Raw genomic sequence first — 16,941 nt, forward strand, 5'->3', positions numbered from 1 at the left:
GCGCGCCGGCCGACCAGGGATGGCCGGGCCAGCAGCACCGAAGCCGCAATGCGGCGCCATGGACGACATGGCGCGTCCCTTTTTTCCTCTCTTCCCAAGCGAGTGCAGTCCCCCATGACCATCGTCCGCATGACCGACCTCGATCTCTCCGGCAAGCGCGTGCTGATCCGGCAGGACCTCAACGTGCCCGTCGACGGCGGCAAGGTCACGTCCGACCAGCGCATCCTCGCGTCGCTGCCGACGTTGCAGCAGGCCCTGGCGCAGAACGCGGCGGTCATGGTGACCTCGCACCTGGGGCGTCCGAAGGAAGGCAGCTGGAGCGAGGTCGACTCGCTGGCGCCGGTCGCCGCGCGCCTGTCGGAACTGCTGGGCATCGAGGTGCCGCTGGTGCGCGACTGGGTCGACGGCGTCGATGTCGCGCCGGGCCAGCTGGTGCTGCTGGAGAACTGCCGCATGAACGTCGGCGAGAAGGCCGACGACGAGGCCCTGTCGCGCAAGTACGCCGCGCTCGCCGACGTGTTCGTCATGGACGCCTTCGGCACCGCGCACCGCGCGCAGGCGTCGACGCACGGCGTGATCCGGTTCGCCAAGACGGCTGCCGGCGGCCCGCTGCTGATGGCCGAGCTCGACGCGCTGGCCAAGGCGCTCGACGCCCCGGCGCGCCCGCTGCTGGCGATCGTCGCCGGCAGCAAGGTCTCGACCAAGCTCGAACTGCTGTCGTCGCTGGTCGGCAAGGTCGACCAGCTGATCGTCGGCGGCGGCATCGCCAACACCTTCATCGCTGCGCTCGGACACGGCGTGGGCAAGTCGCTGGTCGAGACCGACCTGATCGACACCGCGAAGCGGATCATGGCCGACGCCAGGGCGCGCGGCGCCGAGATTCCGGTGCCGACTGATGTCGTGGTGGCGCCCGCGTTCGCGGCCGATGCGCCGGCGACCGTCAAGGCGGTGGATGCGGTCGAGGCCGACGACATGATCCTCGACATCGGTCCGGACACCGCGAAGCGCTACGCGGCGATGATCGCCGATGCCGGCACCGTGGTCTGGAACGGCCCGGTCGGCGTGTTCGAGTTCGACGCCTTCGGGCACGGCACCGAGGCACTGGCGCGCGCGATCGCGGCGTCGAAGGCGTTCTCGATCGCCGGCGGCGGCGACACGCTGGCGGCGGTCGACAAGTACGGCATCGCCGACGACGTGTCCTACATCTCCACCGGCGGCGGCGCGTTCCTGGAGTTCCTCGAAGGCAAGACGCTGCCGGCAGTCGCCGCGCTGGACGCGCGCGGGGCATGAACAAGGATGCGCTGTTCTTCGATCTCGACGGCACGCTGATCGATTCGGAGCCCGGCATCCTGGGCGGCATCGCGCATGCGCTCGAGGTGCTGGGGCACGCGCCGCTGCCGCGCGAGAAACTGCTGCCGTGGATCGGCCCGCCGCTGCGCGACAGCTTCGACACGCTGTTCGCCGGGGACGCGGACCGCATCGAGCGCGCGATCGCGGTCTATCGCGATCGCTACGACGCGATCGGCTGGCGCGAGCACACCGTCTATGCCGGCGTGGCCGCGGCGATCGCGACGCTGCACGCGGACGGCCGCACGCTGGCGGTCGTCACCTCGAAGAACGAGCGGTTCGCGCGGCGCATCGTCGAGGCGTTGCCGTTCGGCGATGCGTTCGCGACCGTCGTGGGCGCCAGCGACGACGGCGCGCGGCGCTACAAGCGCGAACTGATCGCCGAGGCGCTGTCGCGGCTGGCGCTGCCTGCCGCGCGCTGCACGATGATCGGCGACCGGCGCATGGACATGGAGGGCGCGCGCCAGCACGCGATGCGCGCGATCGGCGTGCTGTGGGGCTTCGGCTCGGCCGACGAACTGCGCGAGGCCGGCGCCGATCGCGTCGTCGACTCGCCGGCCGCGCTGGTGGCCGCGGTCGGCTGATCCGGGCGGCGGCCGCCGTGCCGCTGCAAGCGTTTCCAAGTAAGCTCGCACGCGGCATGCCGCCCTTGGGATGCCTCGGTCATGTTGCCCCGCAACATGCGCCTGACCACCGGTGGACACTAAGATCGCGGAATGACTGCCAACGAATTGCCTCCCGTCCCGGCGCACCGACGCCGCACCCGCATTCTCGCCACGCTCGGTCCTGCGACCGACGCTCCGGGCGTGCTCGACGCGCTGATCGCCGCCGGCGTCAATGCCGTCCGCCTCAATTTCTCCCATGGCGACCCCGCGTCGCAGAAGGCGCGGGCCGAGGCCGTGCGCGCCGCGGCCGACCGCGCCGGCGTCGAGATCGGCATCCTCGCCGACCTGCCGGGTCCGAAGATCCGTATCGAGAAGTTCGCCGAGGGCAAGGTGACGCTGCGCGCCGGCGCGCGCTTCGACCTGGTCGCCGATCCCGAGGCGCCTGCGGGCACCGTCGACGAAGTCGGGGTCAGCTATCTGGGCCTGCCGGGCGACGTAGCGGCGGGCGACGTGCTGCTGCTCGACGACGGCCTGATGCAGCTGCAGGTGACCGCGGTCGAGGGCGTGCGCATCGTCACCACCGTGCTCAACGACGGCGTGCTGTCGAACCGCAAGGGACTCAACAAGCAGGGCGGCGGCCTGTCGCTGGGCGCGCTGACCGACCACGACCGTGCGCTGATCAAGGTGGCCGCCGAGATCGGGGTCGACTTCATCGCGGTCTCGTTCTGCCGCAACGCCGCCGACATGGAAGAGGCCCGCGCGATCGCGCGCGCGCATGGCTGCGACGCCGCGCTGGTGTCGAAGATCGAACGCACCGAGGCGATCGACAATCTCGCCGAGATCATCGACGCCAGCGACGTGGTGATGGTCGCGCGCGGCGACCTGGGGGTCGAGATCGGCGATGCCGAGCTGCCGGGCCTGCAGAAGAAGATCATCCGCGAGTCGCTGGCGCGCAACAAGGTGGTGATCACCGCGACGCAGATGCTGCAGTCGATGGTCGAGAGCCCGATGCCGACGCGCGCCGAGGTGCTCGACGTCGCCAACTCGGTCATCGACGGCACCGACGCAGTGATGCTCTCGGCCGAGACCGCCGCCGGCGCGTATCCGGTGCGCGCGGTCGAGGCGATGGCGCGGGTCTGCGTCGGCGCCGAGCGCCAGTTCGCGCAAGACACCGACTTCGAGAAGGCGCAGCGCAACCTGGAACGCGCCGACCATGCGATCGCGATGGCGGCGATGTTCCTGTCCGAGCACGTCGGCGTCGGCGCGATCGTCGCGATGACCGAGTCCGGCGGCACCGCGCGCTACCTGTCGCGCTTCCGCGGCGGCGCGTCGATCTATGCGTTTTCCCGGCACGACGGTGCGCGCCGGCGCATGTCGCTGATGCGCGACGTGTTCCCGTTCAACTACGACAGCCGCGGGCAGACGCCGCGCGAGGCCGCGCGCGGCAGCATCCGCCTGCTGGTCGATGCCGGCCTGCTCGGGCCGGGCGAGCGCGTGGTGTTCACCAGCGGCGAGCACATGGAAACGCACGGCGCGACCAACACGCTGCGCCTGCTGCAGGTCGGTGCCGACGGCCGCGCCGAAGGACTGGGCGAGCTGTAGCGCCGGCATCGCGGGGCCGGGCCGGTGCCGGCCGGCCCTGCATCATGCGAGCCGCATCGATCGCGGCGCGCTGTAAACGTTTTCCCCGACGTTGCGCGCGGTTTCCGCGCGCGGTGTCGCAGCGGCGAGGGCGCCCGCCCGGACCCCGCGGGCTATAATCGCGCTCCTTTCCCCGCCGATGGACGTCACCGCCACATGAGCATCGAACAGCTTGCAGACATCGCCCAGGCCATGGTCGCCCCGGGCAAGGGCATCATCGCGATCGACGAGTCCACCTCCACCATCGCCAAGCGGTTCGAGGGCGTGGGCATCCCGAACAACGAGGAGAACCGTCGCGCCTACCGCGAGCTGCTGCTGACCACGCCCAAGCTGTCGGACCACATCAGCGGCGCGATCCTGTTCGACGAGACCATCCGCCAGTCGACCAAGGACGGCGTGCCGTTCGCCAGGTACATGAGCGAGCACGGCATGATCCCGGGCATCAAGGTCGACAAGGGCACGCACGCGCTCGCCGGGTTCCCGGGCGAGGTCGTCACCGAGGGCCTGGACGGCCTGCGCGCGCGCCTGGAGGAGTACTACAAGCTCGGCGCGCGGTTCGCCAAGTGGCGCGCGGTGATCAACATCGGCGAAGACATCCCGTCGGGCACCTGCATCGAGGCCAACGCCCATGCGCTCGCGCGCTACGCCGCGCTGTGCCAGGAGCAGGGCCTGGTGCCGATGGTGGAGCCGGAGGTGCTGATGGACGGCAGCCACGACATCGAGACCTGCTACGAGGTCACCGAGGTCACGCTGCGCGCGCTGTTCGACGCGCTCTACAACCAGAACGTCATGCTCGAGGGCACGATCCTCAAGGCGTCGATGGTGCTGCCGGGCAAGGACAGCGGCGAGACCGCCGAGGTCGACGAGGTCGCCGAGGCCACGCTGATGTGCCTGAAGTCGGCGGTGCCGGCGATCCTGCCGGGCATCGTGTTCCTGTCGGGCGGGCAGAGCGACGAGCAGTCGACCGCGCACCTGGACGCGATGAACCGTCTCGGGCCGAATCCGTGGCCGCTGTCGTTCTCCTACGGCCGCGCGATGCAGCAGGCCGCGCTCAAGCTGTGGTCGCAGGACCTGGCCAACAACGTCGTCAAGGCGCAGGAGACGGTGTTCGCGCGCGCCCGTGACAACGGCCTGGCCGCGCAGGGCAAGTGGAAGAAGGGCTGAGTCCTTCCGCCGCTCGATTCCACGGAACGCCGGCCTCGTGCCGGCGTTTCGCGTTATGGGTTTGGGGACGGATCGGCCCGCAGGCGGGGGCCGCTAGCCGCGTCGTCTGGGCATCGGCCGCCCGGCGGCTGGATCGCGGCATCACATCGCCTGGTCCATGCTGGCCGCCGGCCTTTTCACGGATCGAGACTTCCGATGCGCGACCGTCCACCGCTGCATGTCCCGCCCGGCGTCCACGACCAGTTGCGTCGCGGGCGCAAGGTGGAGGCGATCAAGACGCTCGTCGACGCCAATCCAGGGGTCGGCTTGCGGCAGGCGAAGACGGCCGTGGAGGCGCTGGCCTCGGCAGGCGGCGGCGAGATCTCCTCCGACCGGCCGTCGACCGGCGCACGGCCGGTCGGCGAGGCGACCCTGCCCAGCGAGGTTGCAGCGCGTATCGCGACGGGCAACACCGAGGACGCGGCGCGGCGCCTGCGCGAGCTGGACCCGGCACTCGACGAGGACGCCGCCCGGCGGACCGTGTCCCGGCACGCCTCGCCGTTGCTGCGCGAGGCGCGCCAGGAGACGGTCGCGCCCGGCGACAGCGGCCGCTACGGCTGGCTGGTCTGGGTGGTGCTGCTGGTGGCGCTCGCCGTGGGCCTGGCGATCTGGCTCGGCTGAGCGCGCCTGCGGCAGGGGTCAGGGCAGCCCGGCCAGCCAGTCGTCGTCCGAGCCCTCGTTGACGTCGGCGAACAGCGGCGTGGAGAAGTAGCGCTCGCCGGTGTCGGGCAGCATCGTCAGGATCACGTCGCCGTCGTTCGCCGTCCTGGCGACCTCGAGCGCGGCGGCGGCGGTCGCGCCGGCCGAGATGCCCACGAAGATGCCTTCCTCGGCGGCCAGCCGGCGCGCGGTCTCGACCGCCACGCCGTCGTCGATCGACAGCACCTGGGCGGCGATGTCGCGGTTGAGGACCTCGGGCACGAAGTCCGGCGTCCAGCCCTGGATCTTGTGCGGCGCCCAGTCCTTGCCCTGCAGCAGCGCCGCGCCCGCCGGCTCGGCCGCGGTGACCTTGACCTCGGGACGGGCGACCTTGAGCACCTCGCCCACGCCGGTCAGCGTGCCGCCGGTGCCCCAGCCGGTGACGAAGTGGTCGAGCCGGCGGCCGGCGAAGTCGCGCAGGATCTCGGCCGCGGTGGTGTTGCGGTGGTAGGCCGGGTTGGCGGGGTTGGCGAACTGGCTGGCGAGGAACCAGCCGTGCTGCTCGGCCAGTTCCCGGGCCTTGCGCACCATGCCGGTGCCGCGCTCGGCCGCTGGGGTCAGGATCACCTTCGCGCCGTAGGCGCGCATCAGCTTGCGGCGCTCGATCGAGAAGGTCTCGACCATCGTGGCGACGAACTTGTAGCCGCGCGCGGCCGCGACCATCGCCAGCGCGACGCCGGTGTTGCCGGAGGTCGCCTCGACGATCGTGTCGCCCGGCTTGAGCAGCCCGCGGCGCTCGGCGTCGAGGACGATCGCCAGCGCCAGGCGGTCCTTGACCGAGCCGCCCGGGTTGAACGACTCGATCTTGGCGTAGAGTGCGACGTTGGCGGGCGCCAGCCTGTTCAGCCGGACGATCGGGGTGTTGCCGACGGTGTCGAGGATGCTGTCGTACAGGGCCATGGAGGCGGGTCCCGGTGGAGGCGCGGAGCGCGGTGCGTCCAGACTGCGGCAAAACGCGCCGGCGGGCCATGCGTTGACATGGAACGCTGTTTTTTCGCCACCATCCGATGGCACGGTCGGCGTCACGATCCAGCGGGTACACTCCGGCGCTTTCACCGCTTCAGGGTCTTCCCCTTGTCCGAGCATGCCCCAGGCCGCCGCGGCACCGCGCTGTGCGCGCTCGTCGCCCTCCTCGTCACGGCGCTCGCCGCGTGCGGCGGTCCGGAGGACGCCGCACTGGCCGAGAGCGGCGGGGCGGTGCCGGTGACCACGACGGTCGCCGCACTGCGCGACTGGAACGACACCGTCGCCGCGCTGGGCACGGTCCAGGCGCGCGAGTCGATCATGCTCACCGCCAAGGTCAGCGAGACGGTGCAGCGGGTGCACTTCGACAGCGGCGACGACGTCGACGCGGGCATGGTGCTGGTCACGTTGACCGGCAGCCAGCAGCAGGCCGCGCTGGAGGCCGCCGAGGCCGCGGCGATCGAGGCCGAGCAGCAGTACCGCCGCGGCGCGGGGCTGGTCGAGCAGCAGCTCATCGCCCGCGCCTCGCTCGACACGCTGCGCGCGACCCGCGACGCCGCCCGCGCGAACGTCGCCGAGAACCGCGCCAACGTCGGCGACCGCACGATCCGTGCGCCGTTCGCCGGCGTGCTGGGCATCCGCCAGGTCAGCCCGGGCGCGCTGGTCACGCCCGGCACCCCGATCGCCACGCTCGACGACATCTCGACGGTCTACATCGACTTCCCGGTGCCCGAGACCCGACTGGCCGCGATCGCCCCGGGCCAGCGCGTGTTCGGCCGCAGCGCCGCGTACCCGGCCGACGACTTCGAGGGCGTCGTGCAGACCATCGACGCACGCGTCGATCCCAACACCCGCGCGGTGACGGTGCGCGGGGCGTTCGGCAATCCCGACCGCCGGCTGCGCCCGGGCATGCTGATCCAGGTCCGGCTGCAGCAGCGCACCCGCCAGGCGCTGATGGTGCCGGAGATCGCGGTGATCCAGGTCGGCCGCGACACGTTCGTCTATCGCGTGCGCGACGACGAGACGGTCGAACAGGCGCCGGTCGAGGTCGGGGTCCGCCAGGACGGTCTGGCCGAGCTGGTCGAGGGCCTGACGCCGGGCGATCGCATCGTGCTCGACGGCACCGGCAAGCTGCGCCCGGGCATGAAGATCGTCGAAGGCACGGTGCAGGAGGCCAAGGCGCAACCGGCCGAAGACGCCGACGTGCCCCGGGACGACGTGCAATGAAGCTGTCGGACGTCTCGATCCAGCGGCCGGTGTTCGCGGCCGTGATCAGCCTGCTGCTGGTGGCGCTGGGCATCATGGCGTTCACCCGGCTGACGCTGCGCGAGCTGCCCAACATCGACCCGCCGATCGTCTCGGTCGACGTCAGCTATCCGGGCGCCTCGGCGGCCGTGGTCGAGACCCGCATCACGCAGATCCTGGAGGACGCGCTGTCGGGCATCGAGGGCATCCGCACGATCGAATCGCGCAGCCGCAACGGCCGCTCCGACGTCACGATCGAGTTCAACCTGACCCGCGACATCGAGGCCGCCGCCAACGACGTGCGCGACGCAATCAGCCGGGTCATGGACCGCATGCCGATCGAGGCCGACCCGCCGGAGATCTCCAAGGTCGAGGCCGACGCCGACGCGATCGTCTGGCTGAACCTGCGTTCGAGCACGATGAACACGCTCGAGCTGACCGACTACACCGACCGCTACATCCTCGACCGGCTGTCGTCGCTCGACGGCGTGGCGCGCGTGCAGCTCAGCGGCGGCCACCGCTACGCGATGCGCATCTGGCTCGACCGCGACGAGATGGCCGCGCGCAGCATCACCGCCTCCGACATCGAGAACGCGCTGCGCACCGAGAACGTCGAGCTGCCTGCCGGCCGGATCGAGTCGCAGACCCGCGACTTCACGCTGCGCGTGGAGCGCGGCTTCCGCGAGCCCTCGCAGTTCGCGCAGATCCCGGTGCGCCGCGGCAGCGACGGCTACGTCGTGCGCCTGGGCGACGTGGCACAGATCGAGCTGGGCTCGGCCGAACGGCGCTCGTACATGCGCAGCAATTCGGTGCCCAACGTCGGCCTGGGGATCGTGCGCACCTCGACCGCCAACGCGCTCGACGTCGCGCACGCCGCGCGCGCCGAAGCCGAGCGCATCCAGCAGACGTTGCCGGAAGGCACGGAAATCTTCGTCGCCTCCGACAACACCGTGTTCATCGACGCGGCGATCACCCGCGTCTACTGGACGCTGGGCGAGGCGATGGCGCTGGTGTTCCTGGTGATCTGGCTGTTCCTGGGCAGCCTGCGCGCGGCGCTGATCCCGGCGCTGACGGTACCGGTGTGCCTGATCGCCGCGTTCATCGCGCTGTACGTGTTCGGCTTCTCGATCAACCTGCTGACCCTGCTGGCGCTGGTGTTGTGCATCGGCCTGGTCGTCGACGACGCGATCATCGTGCTGGAGAACGTGCAGCGCCGCGCCGACCTCGGCGAGCCGCCGCTGGTGGCCGCGCGCCGCGGCACCGCGCAGGTCGCGTTCGCGGTGATCTCCACGACCGCGGTGCTGGTCGCGGTGTTCCTGCCGGTCGGCTTCATGGAGGGCAACTCGGGACGGCTGTTCCGCGAGCTGTCGGTGGCGCTGGCCGGCGCGGTCGCGCTGTCGGCGTTCGTCGCGCTGACGCTTACGCCGATGATGTGCTCCAAGCTCGTGCGGCCGCATACCAAGCAGCGCGGCTTCAACGCGTGGATGAACCGGCAGCTGGCGCGCCTGGGCACCGGGTACGGCCGGCGCGTGGACGGCCTGGTGGCGTTGCCGGCCGGCCGCCTGCTGCTGCTGCTCGCCGCGGCGATCGCGGTGTGCGTGGCCGCCGCGATGCTGCTGTTCGCGCGCGTGCCCAGCGAGCTGTCGCCGGCCGAGGACCGCGGGCGGTTCTTCGTCGGCGTCGACGGCCCCGAGGGCGCAGGCTTCGACTACACCGTCGGCCAGATGCAGCACGTCGAGGCGATCTTCGCGCCGCTGGTCGGCGACGACCAGCCGATCGCGCGCGCCAACTCGCGCGTGCCGCGCGGGTGGGGCGGCAGCGAGGACATGCACACCGGCCAGGTGATCGTGTTCCTGCAGGACTGGAAGGATCGCAAGGAGAGCACCGTCGACGTCGTCGAGACGCTGCGCGCCGAGTTCGCCAAGCTGCCCGGCGTGCAGGTGCGCGCCAACGTGCCCGGCGGCCTGGTCGGCAGCCGCGGCCAGCGCTACCAGCTGGTGCTCGGTGGCCCGGACTACGCCGAGATCGCGCAGTGGCGCGACCGCATGCTCGCGCGCATGCGCGACAACCCCGGCATCCAGGATCCGGACTCGGACTACAAGGAGACGCGCCCGCAGATGCGCGTGGAGATCGACCGCCAGCGCGCGGCCGACCTGGGCGTGTCGGTGCAGGAGATCGGGCGCACGCTCGAGACGATGATGGGCTCGCGCCAGGTGACCACGTTCGTCGACAACGGCGAGGAGTACGACGTGCTGCTGCAGGCCGGGCGCGAGCGGCGCATGAACCCGGCCGACCTCGCCGACACCTACGTGCGTGGGCGCGACGAGGCGCTGGTGCCGCTGGCCAACCTGGTCACCCTCAGCGAGATCGCCGAGCCCGGCAGCTTCAACCGCTTCAACCGGCTGCGCGCGATCACGATCAGCGCCGGTCTCGCACCCGGCTACTCGATGGGCGAGGCGCTGGAGTGGACGCGCCAGACCGCCGCCGAGGAACTGCCCGACTACGCGCAGATCGACTGGAAGGGCGAGAGCCGCGAGTTCCAGGAGGCCGGCGGCGCGGTGCTGCTGACCTTCGCGATGGCGCTGATGATCGTCTACCTGGTGCTGGCCGCGCAGTTCGAGAGCTTCATCCACCCGCTGGTGATCATGCTGACCGTGCCGCTGGCGGTGCTCGGCGCGCTGCTGGGCCTGTGGGCGACCGGCGGGACGCTGAACCTGTTCAGCCAGATCGGCATCGTCATGCTGATCGGCCTGGCGGCCAAGAACGGCATTCTGATCGTCGAGTTCGCCAACCAGCTGCGCGACGAGGGCCGCAGCGTGCGCGAGGCGATCTCCGAGGCTTCGGCGGTGCGCCTGCGCCCGATCCTGATGACGTCGACCGCGACGATCGTCGGCGCCATCCCGCTGGTCGTGGCCGGCGGCCCGGGCTCGGCGAGCCGGGCGACGATCGGCATCGTGATCATCTTCGGCGTCGCGTTCTCGACGTTGCTGTCGCTGTTCGTGGTCCCCGCCTTCTACGCGCTGCTCGCGCCGTTCACGCGCTCGCCCGAGGCGCTGGCGCAGGAGCTCGAGCGTCTGGAGGCCGAGACCCCGGCAGTCGGCGGTCACGCCTGATCCGCCCCGGGAAACAACGCCCGGGGTGGGGTGCAATTGCGTGCGCGACGCTGCACTCTGACCTCGGGTTAGGGGATGGAGCATGGGGATGCGTTGGGACGACGTGCGGATCGAGGGGGACGGCTTCGTGCTGCGGCGCTGGTGCGACGCCGATCTCGAGGCGTTGCTGCTCCACGCCGACGACCCGCTGGTCGTGCGCGGGCTCAGTGACCGCTTCCCGCATCCCTACACCCGCGCCGACGGCGAGGCCTTCCTCGCCGGCCGCGTCGTCGACCTGTCGGGCCCGGTGCTCGCGATCGAGATCGACGGGCAGGCCTGCGGCAGCATCGATGCCCGGCAGGGAACGGGCGACCGTGCGCATTCGGCCGAGCTCGGCTACTGGTTGGCGCGCGTGCACTGGAACCGCGGGATCATGCGCCGCGTGGTCGCGGCCTACGTGCCCTGGGTCATGGAGGCGCTGGCGCTGACGCGGCTGCAGGCCAACGTGCTCGACCTCAACCCGGCCTCGGCGCGGGTGCTCGTGTGCAACGGCTTCGTCGAGGAAGGCCGCCTGCGCGGCGCGGTGCGCAAGCCCGAAGGCCTGCACGACCTGCGCGTGTTCGGCCTGCTGCGCGAGCGGGCCGGCGCCTGAGCGCGGACTCCGCCCGAGCCCGAGCATGGCCCCGCCCGCGCGCGTGGGCGGCGGCAGGTGCGACAGTGCGTCGCATTCGGGCCCTCGATCATGGAAAATCGGACTTTCGTGTGTCGTTCGCGGCATCGTCCCCCGTCGCCAGCCCGGAGCCAGACCGATGGATCAGCTACTCACCGCCCTCAATGGTCTGATCTGGAGCAAGGCGCTGATCGCGCTGTGCCTGGGCGCCGGCCTGTGGTTCACGATCCGCACCCGTTTCATGCAGGTGCGCGGCTTCGTCGAGATGACGCGGCTCACGTTCACCGGCCAGAAGTCCGACGCCGGCGTGTCCTCGTTCCAGGCGCTGGCGATGTCGATGGCCGGACGCATCGGCATCGGCAACATCGCCGGCGTCGCCACCGCGATCGCGTTCGGTGGCCCGGGTGCGGTGTTCTGGATGTGGGTGATGGGTTTTCTCGGCGCCTCGACCTCGTACGTCGAAAGCACCCTGGCGCAGATCTACAAGGAGAAGGACGCGGAAGGCCGCTACCGCGGCGGTCCGGCCTACTACATCGAGAAGGCGATGGGGCTGAAGTGGTACGCGCTGGCGTTCGCGTTCGCGACGCTGGTGGCGGCGGGCCTGCTGATGCCGGGCGTGCAGGCCAACGCGATCGCCGACAGCATCGCCAACGCCTGCGCCGGGGGCGCGATCTGCGGCGACCTGTCGGGGCAGTGGATGGGCATGGACGCACGCATCGCGCTCAAGGCGGGGATCGGCGTCGTCGTGGCGCTGATGCTGGCGGTGATCATCTTCGGCGGCGTCAAGCGCATCGCCGCGTTCGCCGAACTCGTCGTGCCGTTCATGGCGATGGCCTACATCCTCACTGCGGTCACGGTGATGGTCATCAACTACGACTTCGTGCCGACGATGTTCCGCATCATCTTCGAAAGCGCGTTCGGCGTGCACGCCGGTTTCGGCGCGATGCTGGGCCTGGCCGTGGAGTGGGGCGTCAAGCGCGGCATCTACGCCAACGAGGCCGGCCAGGGCACGGGTCCGCACGCCGCCGCGGCCGCCGAGGTCTCGCACCCGGCCAAGCAGGGCTACGTGCAGGCCTGGGCGATCTACTTCGACACGATGCTGGTCTGCACCTCGACCGCGTTCCTGATCCTGGCGACCGGCATGTACAACGTGATCGGCCCGGAGGGCGCGATGCTGCACCAGGCACTCCCGGGCGTGGAGCCGGGGTCCGGCTTCGCGCAGGCGGGCATCGAGTCGATCATTCCCGGCTGGGGCGCGATCTTCGTCGCGATCGCGCTGTTCTTCTTCGCGTTCACCACGATCATGGCCTATTACTACATGGCCGAGACCAACCTGACCTACCTCAACAACCACCTGCCGCGTCCCGGCCGCACGCTGCTGCTGCGCCTGGCCCTGCTGGGCATGGTGATCTTCGGTGCGGTGCGCAGCGCCGAGATGGCGTGGATGCTCGGCGACATCGGCGTCGGCCTGATGGCGTGGCTCAACATCGTCGCGATCCTGATCCTGCAGAAGCCCGCGCTGCAGGCGCTGCGCGACTACGAGGTCCAGAAGAAGCAGGGGCTCGACCCGGTGTTCGATCCCGACAAGCTCGGCATCCGCAACGCCGGCTTCTGGCGGCGCGCGCCGTGACCGGCGGCGAACGCCGTCCGCCGCGGGGACCGGCCGGTGGGCGGCCTCCGGTCGCGCCGGGCCGGGACGGCCCGTGGGCGGGCCGCGCACGCACGGCGCCGCCGGCCGCGCCGCGGGTGCCGGCCGCCGCACCGGAGGGCGAAGGCGCGAACCGGGAACTGCGGCTCTATGGGCGGAACGCGGTCGAGGCGGTGTTCGCCAGGCGGCCGGAGGCGATCCGCAAGGTCTACCTGCTGGAGGCGCGCATTCCGCAGCTGCAGCCGCTGCTCAAATGGTGCGCCGCCAATCGGGTGGGCTACCGCGTCGTCGCCGAGGACGACCTGCGCAAGCTCGCCGCCAGCGCCCACCACGAGGGGATCGTCGCCGACGTGCTGCGCGATCCGCCGCTGGGCCTGGGCGACTGGCTGCGCACGGTGGCCGACGGGCCACGATGCGCGCTGTGGCTCGACGGCGTCGGCAATCCGCACAACCTTGGCGCGATCCTGCGCTCGGCCGCGCACTTCGGCGTCTCGGCGATCCTGCTGCCGGCGACCTCGCCATTGGCACTGTCGGGCGCTGCGGCGCGCGTCGCCGAGGGCGGTGCCGAGGCGCTGCCGTTCGTGCGCCTGGGACGCCAGGACAACGCGCTGGCGCAGCTGCGCAGCGCCGGTTTCCAGTTGGCCGCGACCGTGGTGCGCGGCGGCGACGATCTGTTCGCCGCGCGACTGCCCGACCGGCTGGTCTACGTGCTCGGCGCCGAAGGCGAGGGCATGGATGCCGACCTCGCGGCGGCCTGCGACCTGCGCCTGGGGATCCCCGGCACCGGCGCGGTCGAGAGCCTCAACGTCGCCGCGGCGACCGCGGTGCTGCTGGCGCAGTGGCGCCAGCAGGTACCGGCGGCCCCGTAGGCGCGCGAGAAGGCGCTGCCGGGACACGCGATCCCGCCGTAGGCGCGCGCTTGCGCGCGAGAGGCTTTGCCGGGAACGCCCGATCGCGCGCGAGCGCGCTCCTACAGGAACGGCGCTGCCGGGACACTCGATCCCCGTCGTAGGCGCGCGCTTGCGCGCGAGAGGCTTTGCCGGGAACGCATGATCGCGCGCCGACAGGCGCAAGGCGCTCAGGGTGTGGTGTCGGCCTTCGGTGCGCTGCCGAAGCTCTCGGCCGACTCCGCGGCCAGCCACGCGAACACCGCGTAGGCGGCGGTGTTCTGCGCGACCGCGTCGGGATCGACCTTGTCGAAGGTGTCGTCGGCGTTGTGGTGCAGGTCGAAGTAGTCGGTGCCGTCCTGGCCCAGCCAGCCCCAGGCGGCGCCCTTGGCCGCCAGCGGCGAGATGTCCGGGCCGGGGCCGCCCTTGTCCTGCAGGTAGTCGATGCCCAGCGGGCGCAGCACCTCGGCGATCGCGTCGCTGGTCGCGCGCTGGCCGGTCGGCGCGCTGGTGTTGAAGGCGTAGATGCGGCCGGCGCCGAAGTCGCTCTCCGCGCCGATCACGTGCCGGGCGATCGCGTCTGCGCCGCCGTGCGCCTGCGCATAGGCGCGCGCGCCGAGCAGTCCCTGTTCCTCGTTCGCGAACGCGACCACGCGCACGCTGCGGCGCGGGCGCTGCGGCTGCTGCGCGATCAGGTGACCGGCCGCCATCGTGATGCCGACGCCCGAGGCGTCGTCGACCGCGCCGGTGCCCAGGTCCCAGGAATCGAGGTGGCCGGCGATCAGCACGATCTCCTCCGGACGCTCGCGGCCGGTGAGCTCGGCGATGACGTTCTGCGAGGTGTACTCGCCGTTCCAGCCGCAGTCGAGTGCGAGCGCGACCTCGACCGGCCCCAGCCGCAGCAGCCGCGCGAGCTGGTCGGCGTCGGGCAGCGACAGGGCGGCCGAGGGGATCGGCGACACGTCGGCGTCGAAGCGGGTGATGCCGGTGTTGGCCACGCGATGCGGGCTGGTGCCGATCGAGCGCATCAGATAGGCGGCCGCGCCCTTGCGCGCGGCGATCGACGGCCCGCGGCTGCGCACCGGACCTGCGGCGCCGTAGCCGCTGCCGTCGCGCGAGCGCGCCATCGGCACATCGACGAACGCGATGCGGCCGCGCAGCGTCGCCGGGTCGGCGGCCTCGAGCGCGGCCAGGCTGTCGAAGCGCACGATCTGCGCCGAGACCTCGCCGCCCGGACTGCCGCCCAGCGCGGTGAGCACCAGCGGCTGGGCATGCGCGCCGAGCACCGCGGCGCGCTCGCTGCGGCGCTCCCATTTCGGGAACGTCACCGGCTCGGTCCAGACGCGGTCGTAGCCAAGCGCAGCGAAGCGCGCCTTGGCCCATTCGACCGCGCGCGCGTCGGCTTCGCTGCCGGGCAGGCGCGGGCCGATCTCGGTCGTCAGCGATTCGATCAGCCGGTACGCGGTGGCGTCCTGCAGCGCGCGCTCGCGCAACTGCGCGGCGGCATCGAGCGAGGCCTGCGCGACCGGCGCGGCCGCGGCATCGCGCGCGCGGGCCGCGCCGGGGACCAGCAGCGCGCCCGACAGCAGGGCGACGGCGAGGACGTTCAGAAGCGGGGCAGGGCGCATGCGCGGTCTCCGGCGTGAAAAAGGAACGGGCCGCGGCATTGTCGCCCGCGGCCCGCCCAGATGCGATGTGCCGGACGTCCCGGCGGCGCGGCCGTCAGGTGACCGGCGTGTCGGGGCTGCGCAGCGCGTCGCGGATCTCGCGCAGCAGCTTCACTTCCTCGCTGGGCTCGACCGGCTTGTTCTCCGCGGGCTGCTCAGCGTGCTTGCGCTTGAGGCTGTTGATGAACTTCACCGCGATGAAGATCGCGAACGCCACGATGACGAACTGCACGATCGTGTTGACGAAGTTGCCGATGCCCAGCACCAGCGCCGGCACTTCCTCGCCGGCCGCGTTCACCTGCGCCTCGCGCAGCGTGATCGCCCATCTGGAGAAATCGATGCCGCCGGTCAGCAGACCGATGAACGGCATGATGAGGTTCTCGACGAGTGCGGTGACGATCTTGCCGAATGCCGCGCCGATGACGACGCCGACCGCCAGGTCGATGACGTTGCCGCGGACGGCGAATTCCTTGAACTCGGCGAGTATGCCCATGGTGTCTCCTGCGCTGGTGGGGAAATGCGCGGACGACTATAGCGACGCCGGAGTGACCCTGCAGTGCAGTGCGAGCACGTCGTCGAGACGTGCGACGCAGTCGTCGCCGGGCTGCAGCGCGGCGACGCCGGCCGGCGTGCCCATGAACACCAGATCGCCGGCGCGCAGCGCGAACAGCTTCGACAATTCGTGCAGGATCTCGGGCACGTCCCAGATCAGCTGCGCGAGCGTCGACGACTGGCGCACCTCGCCGTTGACCTCGAGCGACAGCGTCCGTGGCGCGAGCACGCCGATTTCCGCCGCCGGCACCAGTTCGCCGACCGGCGCCGAGGCGTCGAAGCCCTTGGCCACGTCCCAGGGCAGGCCCCTGGCCTTGGCGGCGGCCTGCAGGTCGCGGCGGGTGAGGTCCAGTCCCACGGCGTAGCCGTAGACGAGGTCGGCCGCGGTGTCGACCGGCAGTTCGCCGGGCGGCGCGTCGCGGCCGATCGCGACGACCAGCTCCACCTCGTGGTGCAGGTCGCGCGTGGCGCTGGGATAGGGCACCTCGCCGGAAGTGACCACCGCGTCGGCGGGCTTGGCGAAGAACACGGGCGTGCCGCGCGTGGCCTTGGAGTCCGGCGCCTCGGCGCCCATCTCGCGGGCATGGTCGGCGAAGTTGCGGCCGACGCAGTACACGCGGCGCACCGGGAAGCGGCCGCCGCCGCGGACCGGCAGGCGGGTCGGCGCCGCAGCGGGCACCACGTCGTACGACGGATCGGTCATCGGCTCAGGTCTGGCAGGG

General features: G+C 71.5%; 14 protein-coding genes. 10 read left to right on the forward strand and 4 right to left on the reverse strand.

The window, feature by feature from the left end:
- Nucleotides 1-114 precede the first annotated feature (114 nt).
- The 5 genes from WQ56_RS06955 to WQ56_RS06975 all read left to right on the forward strand — a co-directional run bounded on the left by WQ56_RS06955 (nucleotide 115) and on the right by WQ56_RS06975 (nucleotide 5,417).
- On the forward strand, nucleotides 115-1,290 hold the full coding sequence (locus tag WQ56_RS06955; RefSeq protein ID WP_047136375.1) for a phosphoglycerate kinase: 1,176 nt from the start codon (nucleotides 115-117) through the stop codon (nucleotides 1,288-1,290).
- A complete protein-coding gene (locus WQ56_RS06960; RefSeq protein ID WP_047136376.1) occupies nucleotides 1,287-1,931 on the forward strand; it encodes an HAD hydrolase-like protein in 645 nt (214 codons plus the stop codon). The genes WQ56_RS06955 and WQ56_RS06960 overlap by 4 nt, the downstream gene beginning before the upstream one ends.
- 132 nt (nucleotides 1,932-2,063) lie before the next feature.
- Nucleotides 2,064-3,554, forward strand: coding sequence for a pyruvate kinase (gene pyk / locus WQ56_RS06965; protein WP_047136377.1), 1,491 nt, complete (start codon nucleotides 2,064-2,066; stop codon nucleotides 3,552-3,554).
- Nucleotides 3,555-3,749: 195 nt separating this feature from the next.
- Nucleotides 3,750-4,757, forward strand: coding sequence for a class I fructose-bisphosphate aldolase (locus WQ56_RS06970; protein ID WP_047136378.1), 1,008 nt, complete (start codon nucleotides 3,750-3,752; stop codon nucleotides 4,755-4,757).
- Between the two features lie 195 nt (nucleotides 4,758-4,952).
- Nucleotides 4,953-5,417, forward strand: coding sequence for a hypothetical protein (locus WQ56_RS06975; protein ID WP_047136379.1), 465 nt, complete (start codon nucleotides 4,953-4,955; stop codon nucleotides 5,415-5,417).
- Nucleotides 5,418-5,435: 18 nt separating this feature from the next.
- Here the strand turns inward: WQ56_RS06975 and cysK are convergent, their stop codons facing one another.
- The gene (gene cysK, locus WQ56_RS06980; RefSeq protein ID WP_047136380.1) at nucleotides 5,436-6,395 is read right to left on the reverse strand and encodes a cysteine synthase A; all 960 of its coding nucleotides are present in this window, start codon (nucleotides 6,393-6,395) and stop codon (nucleotides 5,436-5,438) included.
- A gap of 174 nt (nucleotides 6,396-6,569) precedes the next feature.
- On the opposite strand from cysK, the gene WQ56_RS06985 reads away from it, so the two are divergent.
- The 5 genes from WQ56_RS06985 to WQ56_RS07005 all read left to right on the forward strand — a co-directional run bounded on the left by WQ56_RS06985 (nucleotide 6,570) and on the right by WQ56_RS07005 (nucleotide 13,982).
- Entirely contained in the window at nucleotides 6,570-7,685 is a 1,116-nt protein-coding gene (locus tag WQ56_RS06985; protein WP_231583369.1) for an efflux RND transporter periplasmic adaptor subunit, read from the forward strand.
- On the forward strand, nucleotides 7,682-10,816 hold the full coding sequence (locus WQ56_RS06990; RefSeq protein ID WP_047136381.1) for an efflux RND transporter permease subunit: 3,135 nt from the start codon (nucleotides 7,682-7,684) through the stop codon (nucleotides 10,814-10,816). Before WQ56_RS06985 ends, WQ56_RS06990 begins: the two co-directional genes overlap by 4 nt.
- Before the next feature lie 88 nt (nucleotides 10,817-10,904).
- Complete coding sequence (locus WQ56_RS06995; protein WP_197076449.1) at nucleotides 10,905-11,447, forward strand: GNAT family protein; 543 nt, start codon at nucleotides 10,905-10,907, stop codon at nucleotides 11,445-11,447.
- Nucleotides 11,448-11,604: 157 nt separating this feature from the next.
- On the forward strand, nucleotides 11,605-13,095 hold the full coding sequence (locus WQ56_RS07000) for an alanine/glycine:cation symporter family protein (RefSeq protein ID WP_047136383.1): 1,491 nt from the start codon (nucleotides 11,605-11,607) through the stop codon (nucleotides 13,093-13,095).
- Between the two features lie 116 nt (nucleotides 13,096-13,211).
- Nucleotides 13,212-13,982 carry a TrmH family RNA methyltransferase gene (locus WQ56_RS07005; RefSeq protein WP_231583370.1) on the forward strand — a complete coding sequence of 257 codons (771 nt, stop codon included), beginning with the start codon at nucleotides 13,212-13,214 and terminating at the stop codon, nucleotides 13,980-13,982.
- Between the two features lie 209 nt (nucleotides 13,983-14,191).
- Here WQ56_RS07005 and WQ56_RS07010 read toward each other — a convergent pair whose 3' ends face one another.
- From WQ56_RS07010 to WQ56_RS07020, 3 genes are all read right to left on the reverse strand, one after another.
- Complete coding sequence (locus tag WQ56_RS07010; protein WP_047136385.1) at nucleotides 14,192-15,628, reverse strand: M20/M25/M40 family metallo-hydrolase; 1,437 nt, start codon at nucleotides 15,626-15,628, stop codon at nucleotides 14,192-14,194.
- A 94-nt stretch (nucleotides 15,629-15,722) separates the two neighbouring features.
- Entirely contained in the window at nucleotides 15,723-16,160 is a 438-nt protein-coding gene (gene mscL, locus WQ56_RS07015; protein ID WP_047136386.1) for a large-conductance mechanosensitive channel protein MscL, read from the reverse strand.
- Between the two features lie 36 nt (nucleotides 16,161-16,196).
- The gene (locus WQ56_RS07020) at nucleotides 16,197-16,922 is read right to left on the reverse strand and encodes a fumarylacetoacetate hydrolase family protein (RefSeq protein WP_047136387.1); all 726 of its coding nucleotides are present in this window, start codon (nucleotides 16,920-16,922) and stop codon (nucleotides 16,197-16,199) included.
- Between the last annotated feature and the right edge of the window lie 19 nt (nucleotides 16,923-16,941).

This window comes from Luteimonas sp. FCS-9, assembly GCF_001014645.1.
GTDB lineage: Bacteria > Pseudomonadota > Gammaproteobacteria > Xanthomonadales > Xanthomonadaceae > Luteimonas.